This is a genomic window from Nocardia sp. NPDC004168, from assembly GCF_040610355.1.
Lineage (GTDB): Bacteria > Actinomycetota > Actinomycetes > Mycobacteriales > Mycobacteriaceae > Nocardia > Nocardia sichangensis.
In genome coordinates this window covers 66,167-78,560 of the sequence record NZ_JBEXME010000007.1, presented here as the reverse complement: position 1 = coordinate 78,560, position 12,394 = coordinate 66,167, and the positions used below count along the sequence as shown (strand labels likewise).

Genomic DNA, 12,394 nt, shown 5'->3' with positions numbered 1-12,394 from the left:
GATTCGGGGAAAGAATGCATGGCCACATAGCGTTCACGCCCTTATCACGATCGCGGCCGCGCATCCGACCGCCAGGAACGCGTGCACGACCGAGACGAGCGCCTTGCCGAGTTCCGCCGTCGGGTTCGCGCCGGTCCGTGGCCGCGACAGCGACCACCGGGTGAACGTCCGCTCGGCGTGCACCGCGAGACGCAGCAACTCGGCGCGATATGACCCGAGCAGCGGTTGGTCGCACGCGCCCAGCGCAGCGGCGGTGAGATGCGCGCAGCGACCTATCGTCATCACGACTTCGAGCACCTCGTCCGGCACCGACGTGACGAGGTGGGCGTCCGCGAGCGCGGCTGCCGCCCGGATCCGTTCGACGACGCGGCCGAGCGCCCGCCCGAGTTCGGACAATTTCGCGCCGTCAGCGGCCACGGGCTCGGACTCCAGCGCGGCGGTCAAGTTGCCGATAACCACGCCGAGCGCGTGCTCGACTCGGCGCGAGCGCTCGAGTATCCCGGAGACATCCACCGGCGAGCATCCGAAGTCCGCAAGCACCGTCGCGGCCTCGACCAGGGTCGCGGCCGCCGCGCGAAAGTAGATCTCGGTAGTCGCGCTCGCCGTCGGCGTGCTCATGCCCACTCCTCGGGTAGTCCCTCGATCAGCCGCGATGGGGTGTCGACGCCGCCCGGACGGCGTCGGCCGAGTAGCGTCGACAACCTCACGCCGACCGGGTAGCAACCACACCGAACTACCACAGTCGACGATAATGATTCATAACATATCGCTTCTCTGGACTGGTAGATAGCCCTATATTGCTTGAAACAGCCATTTACTTAACGGTCGGGTGAACTGCGTGTGGCCGGATCAGCTACGACCAGGCACCGGACGCGGGGGATGCGGACGATCGGAGCGGCTTCCCTCCGCCCGCCGCGAACTTCGAGCCTTCCACGAGACCCGAAACCACCCCCAGATCCCGGCGGCTCGGCCGCACCGCCCGACGACCTGTACGCGTACGCGCGATGATGGAACGAAGCCGATGATCGTCGAGAGGACCGACGGATGTACCGTCTGAGGCGCTGCCTGGTCGCGGTGGTCGTCCTGTTGGCAGCCGCCGGATGCGGGACCGAACACGAACCGCCGCCCGCCCGCGGTGAGATCGTTTCCACGACGCCCCTGCTGAGTCTGCCGCCCGAGCAGACCGCCGCGCTGTTGACCAACGGTGGAATCTCCACTCCGGTGCGCAACGGCGTCGACGCCTTCCGCATCGAGTACCGGACGATCACCCCGCACGGCGACCCGACCACCGCCAGCGGGCTGGTGGCGCTGCCGCGCACGGACTCCCGGCGGCTGCGGGTGGTCAGCTACGAGCACGGAACCATGACGCTGAAGAGCGACGCGCCGTCGGTCGACACCCGCAACCTCCCCGATCGGCTACGTACGGTGGCCTTCGCCGCCGCGGGCTACGCGGCGACCGCACCGGACTACTTGGGCCTCGGGAACGGTCCGGGAACGCATCCCTACACCCATGCGCCTTCGGAGGTCAGCGCTTCGGCCGACCTGTTGCGCGCGACCGCTTCCCTCGTGGCCCAGCAGCTCCGAGAGCTCGATCCGGACGTGCTGGTGACCGGCTTCTCCCAAGGCGGCCACGCCGCGATGGCGCTCGGGAAAGCGCTGGCCTCCGGCGCGATCCCGGGTTTCGGGGTGGCTGCCTTGGCCCCGATAAGCGGACCCTACGACCTACGGCGCGTCCAGGCGCCCGCCGCACTGGACGGGCGGGTCCTACCGGGCGCGGCGGTGCTCTTCCTCTCCTACTGGATCACTTCCATGAACCGGATCCACCACCTCTACGACGACCCGACCGAGGCCTTCCAGCAGCCCTACGCCGACAAAGTCGAAGAACTCTTCGACGGCTTCCACACCGAGATCACCATCGTGACCTCGCTGGCGCCCACCCCCGGACAATTGCTGGCCCCCCGGTTCGTCCAGTCCGCCGCCGAGCCGACCGGCGCCACCGCGGCGGCTATCGCCGAGAGCGACGGCACCTGCGACTGGACGCCGCGGGTACCCGTTCACCTCTACGCTGCCCGCGGCGATCGCGCCGTGCCGTTTCCGAATGCCGAGCACTGCCTGCAAACTCTCGGCAGCGGCAACGCCACGCTGCGGGACCTGGGCGACGTGGACCACGCCGGAACGGCCCGGATAGCCGTCCCCGAGATCCTCGGCTGGTTCGAGCAACAGTTCCCGCCGACCTGACCGGTCGGATCACGCCGGCTGGGGCTGCGATTCGAAGGGTGCGTCGATCCCGTCCATGACGATCCGGATATCGAGGTTCGCGATCCGGCCCGAAGCGTCGAACTCGACCTCGCCGGCGAGACCGTCGTCGCCGAATTCCAGCAACCGGTAGTCGTCGAGGAATTCGGTGTTCAGTCCCCGCCGGGTGAGGTAGCTGTACACGGCACGCCGGTGATCCGTCAGTGGCAGTGCACCGAAGCCGTGCGCCAGCACGCGAGCGAGGCCGGAGGGAGTGGGCGCGGGCAACTCGAAGGCCGGGTGGTCGATGAGGAACGCCACGCAGGCGCCATCGATGACACCGCAGTAGGAGTTCCAGCGCCCGCAAACGATCTTCGCGGCATCCGCCATCAAGCCGGCCACCTGATAGGGCTCCGGCGCCGCGCCACCGAGGACCACGGGCAGTTCGGCCGAACACAATTCGGCGACACGGTAGCGGGACCCGAACTCGCGCACGGTCTCCGCCGCGCGCAGCAGCGACGGCGGGTAGCCCCAGGGGTTGACCCATCCCCACAGCCACGTGTCGGCATCCGCCGTTCCGAGCAGGTGGACGTCGGTGCACACGAAGGAGCCTTCGTCACCGAGGAATTCGAGCCGACGTCCGTCCAGGTCGGCCTCCAACACGTGTGCGCCGAGCACCTCCTCGAGGTGCAGGCGGTGCTCGAGCGACAGCAAGCCCGCGTCATCGAGAAGTCTCGTCAGTGGCACGGATTGGGACACCGCGTCAGCGTAGTCAACGCGGAGCCATCGCTCCGCTTCCGGACCGGCTGTCGTGCCGGGCTCAGCCCGAGCGGGCGGCCGTCCCGGCAACGGGTGCGGTAGGAAACCGGGGCGACTCCACCTCCGACTTCACACCGGGCGGTCGTGCAACTCGGCCATCGTCGCCTCGACCCGATCGAGTTCGCGCTCGACGACGCTCCGGCGTGCCGACGGCAACCAGAAGAGCACGCGGTCGACTCCCGCTTCCGCATAGGCTTCGAGAGCCTCGAGGTCGTCGACGGGGGCGCCCATCACGACGACGTCGATCGGGCGATCGGCCCGCTCGCGCAGCTCGGTGATCCGCTCGATGATCCCAGGGCCGTGATTGGGCATCCACGCGTCGCCGTATTCGAGCACGCGATCCAGCACCGTCGGCCCGCCGCCTCCGACGAGGATCGGCGGGTGCGGCCGCTGGATCGGCTTGGGGTCGCTCCAGATCCGGTCGAAAGAGATGAATTCGCCGTCGAACGAGGCCTCGTGCTGCGTCCAGATCACCTTCATCGCTCGGACGTACTCGCCCATGCGCTTCATCCGGGTCCGTGGATCGGTGCCGTGATTCGCCATCTCTTCACGGTTCCAGCCTGCGCCGATGCCGAAGTCGAATCGCCCGCCGGACAGATGATCGAGCGACGCGACCTCCTTGGCGGTGATGATCGGGTCGCGCTGGGCCACGAGCGCGATACCGGTCCCGACCCGCAGCGCTTTCGTGACGCCCAATGCGTAGGCGCTCGCCACGAAAGGGTCATAAGTGTGCGCGTATTTTCGCGGTAGCGGCGGCGCGCCCTCCTCGCCGCGCCAGGGTGTCTCCCGCGCCGCCGGAATATGCGTATGCTCGGCCCACATCAGCCACCGATGGCCGCGGTCCTCGACGGTTCGAGCGAGCTCCGCGGGCCCGAGGCCGTCGTGGGTCGGGAAGTAGGCTACGCCAGCATCCATTTGCTCGAAGTTACCTGCCGAACCCGAGGTCGACAACGCGCCGCCCCGTGACGGACCGGAGTCGGGCACAGCGCGATCCCGGCTCCGCCGAGCGGCGTGCCACCAGGATTCGCCACCACACCAAGGCTGCGGCCGCCCAGGCAAGCGAAGCCGGTGCTGACGTTGCGCCCACCGAAGCGCCGACCTCGTGGAAAGAACGGGCGGCTAGCCGGTAGGAACGATGCCTGCGCTATCGGCGGCTTCTGCTGCCGGAGCGGACGAACCGTGGGTTCGGCGCCGCGTCACCATCGGCGGGCTTGCGCAGATCCGCCGCGACTGCTGCGCGGTAGCTGCCGATCATCCGGGAATGACGTACTGCACCTGAACCGAATCGGGCGAGTGGAAGATTTCCTTTGTGGTGACGGACAACTCGACGTGGCCGGGGCCGGAGGGGATGGTGGCGGAGTTGTACCAGGAGCCGACCAGCTTGATCGTGGTGTTCCCCCGCGCGCCGGTGTCGACGTTGTGCCAGGAGACGTAGGCGGTGGTGGCGCAGGTGCCGATGCCCTCGAAGGCGCTGGTGAGGTGAAGTCCCTGGGAGGAGTCCTGGTCCACGTTCCCGCGAATCGTGCCGTAGCACAGGCCCGCTTCTGTCGCCGTGGTGTAGAGCACCGGGAGGTTGACGGCCTCGGCCGAGGCGGTACCGGCGAAGACGAACGCCGGGGCGCAGGCCACTACGGCGGCAGCGGCGGTCGTGGCCAATTTGGTAACTGAGCGCATGATCTTTCCCCTCTGAGTCTGCACACTGATCGACATGCCCGGATACACGGCCGCCGGGCCTCGGTACCGGGAGTTCGAGAACACCGGCCCGGCTGCACGTCTTATCCGTGATCAACCTCTAGTCGTTACGCCGCACGACATGTACCGCAGATACAGCATCGACCCGAAGGGATCACGAGCCGAAGCTCGAGCGCTGATAGCTGGAAAAGCCAGAGTGTGGCGTCTGTAACGGGATTGGTTCTGTCGCGGACAGTAACTGCGGGCCGGGGTTGTCCGGCCGGTTCATGTCGAGTATCGGGAAGAGGGGTGTAGCTCGGGTGGCGCGGCGCAGGGGGTTTTTCGCGGAACTGCAACACCAGCAGAGGCTGGCACAGCAGCGGCAGGCGCAGCAGCAACGGGCAGCGATGCGCGCGCACAACACGGCTGTCAGGGAGGCGCAACGCTTCGCGCGGGAGCAGCAACGAGCCGCGGCCGCGGCCATGCGTGCCTCGGCCGCCGACCGCGCGGCAGCAGAGAAGGCTGCGAAACTCGCCCACATCGCGGCCCGTGAGGCAGAGGCCGAAGAGAAGAACGCGCAGCTCGCCGCCACCTACGACGCGATCGACCACCTACTGGACGCCACGCTGGAAGTCGATGACTGGGTCGACCTCGAGTCGCTGCGCGAACAGGCCACAGACCTTCCGTTCGATCGTCCCGAATTGCTCACTCCAACACCGGCTCCCCGCTACCACGCGCTGCCGGATCACCCGATCTTCGTCCCACCCGCGCCGCCAACAGGTCTCAGCGGCGCCCTCGGCGGCAACCGCAGGCGCGCGACACAACTGGAGGCGGCGCAACGGGAATACCTGAACGTCGTGCAGCAGTGGCAGCTGACATTCGCCCGAATCTGCGCCGCGAACGCAGAACTACGTGCCCGTTGGCGGCAGCAGGAAGCCTCGCGTGTTGCAGAGCTCGGCGATGCTCGGCGCCGGCTCGAGCAAGCAAGCACCGAGCGCCGCCGACAGGTCGAAGAATCGAACGCGCGGCTGGATCGGCTGATCGCCGGACTACGGGAGCGTCGATCCGACGCAATGGACGAATACGTCGGCATCGTGCTGGCCAACTCGGTCTATCCCGAGACGTTCGAGGTGACCTACGAGCACTCCTTCGACGCCGGCGACCGCGAGTTGCACGTCACAGTCCTGGCTCCGCACCCTGACGCGTTCCCGACAACAAAAGCGTTCCGCTACAACAAAACCACTGATGAAATCACCGCAACTGCGCTGCCTGCGGCTGAAGTCAAACGTCGCTACGCATCAGCGATCGCGCAGACCGCGCTGCGGACAGCACACGAAGTGTTCGAAGCCGATCGCGAAGAAATCATCGACAGCATCGCACTCACCGTCGCTGTCGACACCGTCGACGCCGCGACCGGCCACGACACCCGAATCGATCTCGTCCGTCTGGCCACCGACCGGGCAGATTTCCTGCCGATCGACCTCGCACGCGTGGAGTCGACAGCAACTCTGACTCACCTCGCGGCCGCGGTATCGAAGAACCCCTACGGGCTGGTGCCCATGGCAAACCACGGAGTGCGCGGATGAACGACCCCCAAGCCGCGATCGTCGCACTGCGCAAGATGCTGATCGTCAAGGAACGCGAGTCCGCCGACCTCCAAGACCGCATCCAAGAACTCACCGCACAACTGCAAGCCCACCCGACCACAGCCGGTGCACCGCCTCCGCTGAACGATCCCCGGCTCATCACCGTGGACGACGCACTGGTGCTTCAAGAGGTGGGAATCTACGAGTACCACCACCCCTTGGAGAACGCCGACAGCTACAAACAAGCCCTCGCCGAGCTGCGCGCCGACGTGCGAGAAGCCGTGAAGACCAGCGAGGCCATCGTGGTGGCCAAGAAGTTCAGCTTCAACAACTCCCTCGCCGAGGGCCGCCGGTTGACCGCTGACCTTTCCAAGCTCATGTTGCGGGCATACAACGCCGAAGCGGAAAACTGCGTGCGAACCATACGCGCCGGCAACCTGGACACCGCCAAACGGCGACTCGACAAGGCCGCCAAAGACATCGAAAAGCTCGGCGCGGCAATGCAAATGCACGTTTCCACCGCGTACCATGCGCTGCGGATAAAGGAACTCGAACTCACCGCCGACTACATGATGAAGGTGCAGGAAGAACGAGAAGCCGCCCGCGAGGAACGCGAGCGCTTGCGCGAGGAACGCAAAGTCGAACAAGAACTCGCCGCCGAACGCGAGCGACTCGAGAAAGAGCAAGCACACTACCGCGCCGTGCTGCAACGGCTCACCGCCGCCGGACAAGACACTCGGGATATCGAAGATCAGCTCACCCGCATCACCGAGGCGATCGCGCAGAACGACTACCGTGCAGCGAACATCCGCGCAGGCTACGTCTACGTCATCTCCAACATCGGCGCCTTCGGCCCCAAGATCGGGCTGACTCGTCGACTCGAACCACTCGACCGAGTCCGCGAACTGGGCGGCGCATCCGTCCCGTTCCCGTTCGACGTCCACGCCGTGTACTTCTCCGACGATGCAGTCACACTCGAAAGCGAACTGCACAAAGAGTTCGCTTCGGCGCGACTGAACCACGCGAACCCCCGCCGGGAGTTCTTCTTCGCCAGCCCGGAAGAAGTACGCCGAGTACTGGCCAAGAAGGTCGGCAATCTACTCGATTACAACGACTCTCCTGAAGCCACACAATACTTTCAATCCAAGCGGTACTGGCCCCACCGTCGCGAGTGAACCTTCGAGCGGATGTCGCTCGGTTGTCCGCACCGAGCACGTACCAGGGACAAAAGCCCCAGAAAGGCCAGCAGGCGACCCTGCGCTATTCGTCACCGTCTCCTGAAGCGTCGGGGCACGCGCACGATCAGCGATGGGTGGCGATGAGGCGTCGCAGTGCGGCCTGGGCGGGTGGACCCCATGTCGGCTTGCCGCCAGGGCGGCCGTGGACCCCGGCGTCTGCGATGAGGGTGCCCGCGAAGGCGCGTAACACTGCCCATCCGCGGGCGCGCCGCAGAGTCGCCGTATCCATGGACGACTGGTAGGCCTCATGAAAGCGGTCGGTGGCACCGTCGGGCAGCAGAATCCACGCGGCAGCGAGATCGAAAGCCGGATCGCCGGCGAAGAGGTCGCCGAAGTCGATCACCCCGCAGATCGCGCCATCCGCGGTGAGGACGTTGGCCGGATGCAGATCGCCGTGCAGCCACAGCGCCGGGCCGTCCCAATCCGGTGCGGCGACAGCGTCTTCCCAGACCGCGCGGACGGCGTCAGGATCGGCGATCAGTCCTAACTCGGTGACTGCTGCGAGCTGCTCGGCGAACCTGTCGGAACAACCGGCCAGCGACCCTCCCCGGTCGCGGCCTTCGGGCGCGTGCTCGGGGGCAGGTTGATGAAGTGCCCTCAGGAAGGCGGCCAGGGTGGTGGCAGCCTTCGCGCCGTGGGTGACGGGAGCTCGGTCGGCAGCCTCGCCCTGCACCCAGGTCGTGACGATCCACGGCCGCCGAAACCGTTCGGAGGGCTCACCGAAGCGCTGCGGAACGGGAACCGGCAGCGGAAGACGCGGAGCGAGGTCAGGCAGCCAGGTGTATTCCTTGCGCAGCAACGCGTCGGCGGACTCTGTCGCCCAAGGCAATCGGACGGCCAGGTCGTCGCCGAGCCGCCACAGCTGGTTGTCCCAGCCACGCGCGCCGAGCCGCACAGGGCGGTCGGCTAGGTCGGGGTGCTGGTCACGCAGCAGATCCCGCACCAACTCCGCGGTGATCTCGATCTCGGTGTGCGGCATGCGGCTCAATATGGCCCAATCATCATCTCGCGCTACAGAAGCTCGATTCGACCGGGCTCGGGCAGCGCGAGCGGGCGTTCGTCCGTATACCAGGCGTACTCGATTCCGCTGAGCCAGCCGTCCTCGACCCACAGTATGACCTCGCCGATCGGTGATCCGTTGCGGTCGGTGACCCCTCCGCTGGCGAAGATCCCGTCCGGCGAACCGGATGCTCGCACCGCACCGGCCCGCACCGCCAGATCGATGCTGGGTGAACCGATGCCCCAGGTGGCGACGACCTGCGAATACGGCACCTGCGCCCGGTACTCGGAGGCGCAGGGGTCGCCCGACGACAGCAGCTTCATGGCGACACTGGTTTCGAGGTCGGTCAACGTTCGCGGCGGAATCGGTGTACTCATCGGTCTCGCCGCGTCATGAAATGTATGCGGTGCCGATGCCGAAGACACCGTCGATCATTGCTATCGGCGGTGCACTGCGCGAGGAGGTCGGCAGGTCCCCCGACCCGCCGACGCAGCCGATGTAGCGCACGATATCCGTCGAACCCCTCGGCCTCGGAAGTACTGCTGGCCGCAGAAGCGTACCTACTGCGGTCCTCGATGAACACCGGCGATCGAGCAGGCGGAGCTCAAGATCGGTCGAACTCGCCGCCCCGCGCGACCGACAGAAACGCATCCCACTCCGAGGGCGTGAACACCAACGCCCCACCGTGAGGATTCTTCGAGTCACGAACCCCCACGCGCCCGCCGTCCAGATGCGCGATCTCGACACAGTCGTTTCCAGCAGCACTACGGGTGCTCTTGAACCAGTGCGCTCCGGATAGATCAACGGACACAGTCGAACTCCTTCGCTACCTGCCGCAGTAGGCGTTTGCTATTCGGCACATCCAAAGCTACTCGCTGGATTACCTCGAATCCAGCTCGGTACCGACGCACGGTGCCGGTGCGCTCCAGGTAGATGTTGCCTGTGTAGCTCTCGACATAGACCACCGGCGGCTCCAGCGGCCGACCCCCTCCGTCACCGGCGAAATCCAGGATCGTGAAGGGACCGGTCGAGACTCCCAGCGGGAAGCCTGCCCCGAAAGGAAGCACCTGCACGCGAACATTCGGCGGCAGACCGGCCAGGTGGCGCAGCTGCGTCGACATCACGCGTGGACTGCCGACGACTCGCCTGGTCACTGCCTCGTCCAGCACGAGCACAGCTGCCAGCGGCGAGAAGTCACGACAGATCAACGCTTGCCTGTTACGCCGCACTCGGACGCGACGCTCGATCTCCTCTGCGGTGTCCATCGGAAAGTAGACACGATCCAGCGCCCGCGCGTAGTCCGGAGTCTGAAACAGTCCGGGCACCATATCGGGGCGATAGACAGTGATATGAGACGCTGCCGCCTCCATCTGCACGTAGGCGTTGAATGTCGGATTCACTTGATCGGGAAACTCGTCCAACCACGACGGCGTCCGCCCCTGTGCAGCGAGCGATTTCAACACCGGCAGCATGTCCACCCGCTGATACAGCCTGCACAGCCGCCGTAGATCTTCCTCCCGGACGACCACGTTCGGCGCACCGGTTTCCAAACGGTGCAGCGTCCCCGCTCCGCGCCCGATGGCCCGCGCCGCCACTTCGATGGACAACCCCGCCTCCTGCCTCATGCCGCGCAGGCAGCGGCCGAGGCTGCGGTGTGGAACGCCTCCCGTCCCGCGAATGTCGGCTTTGAGCTGCCGAATACCGGCGCCCGCATCGCTCTCCCCCATGCTGTTTGCTCCCTTCCGTGGAATATTCACACCCACTGACTGGAATGTTCCGAAAGTCATTGTGGAGGGCGGTCTTTCGCCCCACCGGGGGCTATTGTGCAGGGTCGCTGGAAGGTGTCCAGGGCTTTCGCCACTTTCTGTCGCGAATTCGCGCGGGAATATCCATACGGCCCGCATCCGGTGCTCCACTGACCGCGAGATCGGCGCGGCGTGACTCCCCGTTCGCCGCCACTTGGACAGCGGGAGGACACATGACCAACGCACTACCGCAACGCGTTCCGTTCCCACGGGCTCGCGCCCCCTACAAGGGCGTGCCGCTGCCCGTGCTCGAGCGCTACGCCGACGCGCTGCGGCAGTGGGCCGACACACCCGAACGTCCCGGAGGCGGGGTGCCGACCCCTCCCCCGCCTCCGGTGACCCTCACCGAAGCCCTGTCGTGGACCGAGTGACCCGCCATCGGGCCGTCCGAGCGCGAAGGCCGTGACCGTGCGCCACTACCGCGTCACAGTGCACTGCTGCGGCCCACACTGGCTCATCCACGTGCCTGCCGTGAACCGCTGGACAGTGACCGGCGACAAGTCGGCGATCCGGTCCACCGCCCGCCAGATGATCGCGGCGACAACCGGATACGGCGACGACTCGCTCGAACTGGACCTCATCGCGGGCAGAGCGCTGCGCGACGCCGAAGAGTTCGCGGTGGGATGCCAGTTGTCGACGCGATGGCACGCACCGACGGGATAGGCGAGCTCCTCGCCGCCTTCCGCTGGCGCCGGAGCGCAGGCCGAGCCCCACGTGTGCGCATCTTGTCCTTTTCGGCATCAGCAAGCGACGCCTCGAGTCCGACACTCCATTCGACGAGGGAGCCACCCGAAATTCATCGGTGCGGTCGAGGTCGTGTACACGCTCCTGCGGACGCCCTGTACTCGGCATGAGGGTGCGATCGGCCAGCGTCGGACGCGCACTTCTGCTCGTTGATCTTCCGAGGTGCCGCGCCGGGCCGGTTCGGTCAGCGCGATCAGCGGCATTATGGTGCGTGCCGCTGGCTCAGGATGCCTCCCAGCCGGGCGGTTACAGGGCGAGCATGGCGGCAGCGACCTGGTCGGCCGCCGCTGGACGCAGAGCGGTACCCATGTCGTCGAGGACGAGCAGTCGCGCCCCCGGGATTTCGGCGGCGAGGACCTCACCGTTACCGACCGGGAAGAACGGGTCGGCGCGACCGTGCACCACGAGCGTGGGCGCGTCGAGCTCACCGAGCCGCTCCCGCCAGCGCGGGGCGCAGTCGATCCGGGAGAACACCATCCCGAGCTGGTTCGCCTGGTGCACCGCGGGATCGCTCGACGGTGTCCGATCCCAGATCCGGGCCGCCGTCGCCCGCGCCTGCTGCGGATCGTTGCCCATCAGCGCGGCGCCCTCGGCGGCGAACGTTGCGACAGCATCTCGGTCGGTCCAGTCCGGCCGTGGGTGGGAGAACAGCGCGCCCATGACCGCGCGGTCGTGGTCGGGCAGGTCCTCGTCGACCGGGCCCGGCGCCACCGGCCGAGTGCTGACGAGAGTCAGTGCGCAGAACACCTCCGGGTGGTCCAGCGCGGCGACCTGAGCGACCATCCCGCCGACGCCGACACCACCGAGGTGGGCGGTCCCGGCGCCGAGCACCCCGACCAGCGCGGCCGCGTCGGCGGCGAGATCCCGCAGGTCGTAGGCCGGATTCTCCGGGTCGAGGGTCGTCGACGCGCCGGAGTCACGCAGGTCGTAGCGGACCACCCGCCGCCCGCCCGACGCGAGCCGCTCGCACAGCACCTCAGGCCAGGACAACATCGTCGTGCCGCCGACCAGCAGGACCAGCGGATCGTCCTCGCGACCGAAGCTCTCGATGCCGAGATCCACACCGTTCGCCCGCACCGACGTCATGCCCAACCGAAACGGTCTCGTCATGCCTGGACTCCTATCTGTCGGCATCTCCAGAGGTATCGACGACAGATTCACCCGAAAATCATCGGTGCAGCCGAGATCGCGTCCACACTCCCCAATCACCCGGGATCGGCATTACCGTGCGTTCAAAATATGATCGGCGCCGCGTTGGAGCTGTCCGGATTCTGCAGCGTCGACACACTGACGCCG

The 12,394-nt window shown here is 66.9% G+C and carries 14 protein-coding genes; 5 read left to right on the top strand and 9 right to left on the bottom strand.

From position 1 onward, the window contains the following. Positions 1-33 precede the first annotated feature (33 nt). On the bottom strand, positions 34-618 hold the full coding sequence (locus ABZW96_RS15990) for a hypothetical protein (RefSeq protein ID WP_355075190.1): 585 nt from the start codon (positions 616-618) through the stop codon (positions 34-36). Between the two features lie 426 nt (positions 619-1,044). On the opposite strand from ABZW96_RS15990, the gene ABZW96_RS15985 reads away from it, so the two are divergent. Continuing rightward, positions 1,045-2,238: a hypothetical protein gene (locus ABZW96_RS15985; protein ID WP_355075189.1), complete on the top strand. Its 1,194-nt coding sequence runs from the start codon at positions 1,045-1,047 to the stop codon at positions 2,236-2,238. 9 nt (positions 2,239-2,247) lie between these two features. On the opposite strand, the gene ABZW96_RS15980 is transcribed toward ABZW96_RS15985, so the two are convergent. From ABZW96_RS15980 to ABZW96_RS15970, 3 genes are all read right to left on the bottom strand, one after another. Then, on the bottom strand, positions 2,248-2,994 hold the full coding sequence (locus ABZW96_RS15980) for a DUF6882 domain-containing protein (protein ID WP_355075187.1): 747 nt from the start codon (positions 2,992-2,994) through the stop codon (positions 2,248-2,250). Positions 2,995-3,123: 129 nt separating this feature from the next. Beyond that, on the bottom strand, positions 3,124-3,969 hold the full coding sequence (locus ABZW96_RS15975; protein WP_355075185.1) for an LLM class F420-dependent oxidoreductase: 846 nt from the start codon (positions 3,967-3,969) through the stop codon (positions 3,124-3,126). Between the two features lie 336 nt (positions 3,970-4,305). Continuing rightward, positions 4,306-4,728, bottom strand: a complete 423-nt coding sequence (locus ABZW96_RS15970) for a hypothetical protein (protein ID WP_355075184.1) — start codon at positions 4,726-4,728, stop codon at positions 4,306-4,308. Positions 4,729-5,045: 317 nt separating this feature from the next. Here ABZW96_RS15970 and ABZW96_RS15965 point away from each other — a divergent pair, with 317 nt between their 5' ends. Further along, complete coding sequence (locus tag ABZW96_RS15965) at positions 5,046-6,311, top strand: hypothetical protein (protein ID WP_355075182.1); 1,266 nt, start codon at positions 5,046-5,048, stop codon at positions 6,309-6,311. A 35-nt stretch (positions 6,312-6,346) separates the two neighbouring features. Continuing rightward, positions 6,347-7,486, top strand: a complete 1,140-nt coding sequence (locus ABZW96_RS15960; RefSeq protein ID WP_355075181.1) for a DUF4041 domain-containing protein — start codon at positions 6,347-6,349, stop codon at positions 7,484-7,486. 127 nt (positions 7,487-7,613) lie between these two features. Here the strand turns inward: ABZW96_RS15960 and ABZW96_RS15955 are convergent, their stop codons facing one another. From ABZW96_RS15955 to ABZW96_RS15940, 4 genes are all read right to left on the bottom strand, one after another. After that, positions 7,614-8,528, bottom strand: a complete 915-nt coding sequence (locus tag ABZW96_RS15955) for an aminoglycoside phosphotransferase family protein (protein ID WP_355075179.1) — start codon at positions 8,526-8,528, stop codon at positions 7,614-7,616. 32 nt (positions 8,529-8,560) lie between these two features. Next, entirely contained in the window at positions 8,561-8,926 is a 366-nt protein-coding gene (locus ABZW96_RS15950; protein WP_355075178.1) for a hypothetical protein, read from the bottom strand. 227 nt (positions 8,927-9,153) lie between these two features. Then, complete coding sequence (locus tag ABZW96_RS15945) at positions 9,154-9,360, bottom strand: DUF397 domain-containing protein (RefSeq protein WP_355075176.1); 207 nt, start codon at positions 9,358-9,360, stop codon at positions 9,154-9,156. After that, positions 9,350-10,183 (bottom strand): helix-turn-helix transcriptional regulator, encoded by an 834-nt coding sequence (locus tag ABZW96_RS15940; protein ID WP_355075545.1) that lies wholly within the window; start codon positions 10,181-10,183, stop codon positions 9,350-9,352. Before ABZW96_RS15940 ends, ABZW96_RS15945 begins: the two co-directional genes overlap by 11 nt. 344 nt (positions 10,184-10,527) lie before the next feature. On the opposite strand from ABZW96_RS15940, the gene ABZW96_RS15935 reads away from it, so the two are divergent. After that, the gene (locus ABZW96_RS15935) at positions 10,528-10,725 is read left to right on the top strand and encodes a hypothetical protein (protein WP_062977773.1); all 198 of its coding nucleotides are present in this window, start codon (positions 10,528-10,530) and stop codon (positions 10,723-10,725) included. A 100-nt stretch (positions 10,726-10,825) separates the two neighbouring features. Then, positions 10,826-11,017, top strand: coding sequence for a hypothetical protein (locus ABZW96_RS15930; RefSeq protein WP_355075174.1), 192 nt, complete (start codon positions 10,826-10,828; stop codon positions 11,015-11,017). Between the two features lie 327 nt (positions 11,018-11,344). Here ABZW96_RS15930 and ABZW96_RS15925 read toward each other — a convergent pair whose 3' ends face one another. After that, complete coding sequence (locus ABZW96_RS15925; protein WP_355075543.1) at positions 11,345-12,184, bottom strand: alpha/beta hydrolase; 840 nt, start codon at positions 12,182-12,184, stop codon at positions 11,345-11,347. Positions 12,185-12,394 lie beyond the last annotated feature (210 nt).

Excerpts from the sequence above, each read along its gene's own strand:
- ABZW96_RS15990 (WP_355075190.1), bottom strand. The coding sequence starts at position 618 with ATGAGCACGCCGACGGCGAGCGCGACTACCGAGATCTACTTTCGCGCG.
- ABZW96_RS15925 (WP_355075543.1), bottom strand. The coding sequence starts at position 12,184 with ATGACGTCGGTGCGGGCGAACGGTGTGGATCTCGGCATCGAGAGCTTC.
- ABZW96_RS15970 (WP_355075184.1), bottom strand. The coding sequence starts at position 4,728 with ATGCGCTCAGTTACCAAATTGGCCACGACCGCCGCTGCCGCCGTAGTG.
- ABZW96_RS15975 (WP_355075185.1), bottom strand. The coding sequence starts at position 3,969 with ATGGATGCTGGCGTAGCCTACTTCCCGACCCACGACGGCCTCGGGCCC.
- ABZW96_RS15950 (WP_355075178.1), bottom strand. The coding sequence starts at position 8,926 with ATGAGTACACCGATTCCGCCGCGAACGTTGACCGACCTCGAAACCAGT.
- ABZW96_RS15935 (WP_062977773.1), top strand. The coding sequence starts at position 10,528 with ATGACCAACGCACTACCGCAACGCGTTCCGTTCCCACGGGCTCGCGCC.
- ABZW96_RS15985 (WP_355075189.1), top strand. The coding sequence starts at position 1,045 with ATGTACCGTCTGAGGCGCTGCCTGGTCGCGGTGGTCGTCCTGTTGGCA.
- ABZW96_RS15960 (WP_355075181.1), top strand. The coding sequence starts at position 6,347 with ATGCTGATCGTCAAGGAACGCGAGTCCGCCGACCTCCAAGACCGCATC.
- ABZW96_RS15955 (WP_355075179.1), bottom strand. The coding sequence starts at position 8,528 with ATGCCGCACACCGAGATCGAGATCACCGCGGAGTTGGTGCGGGATCTG.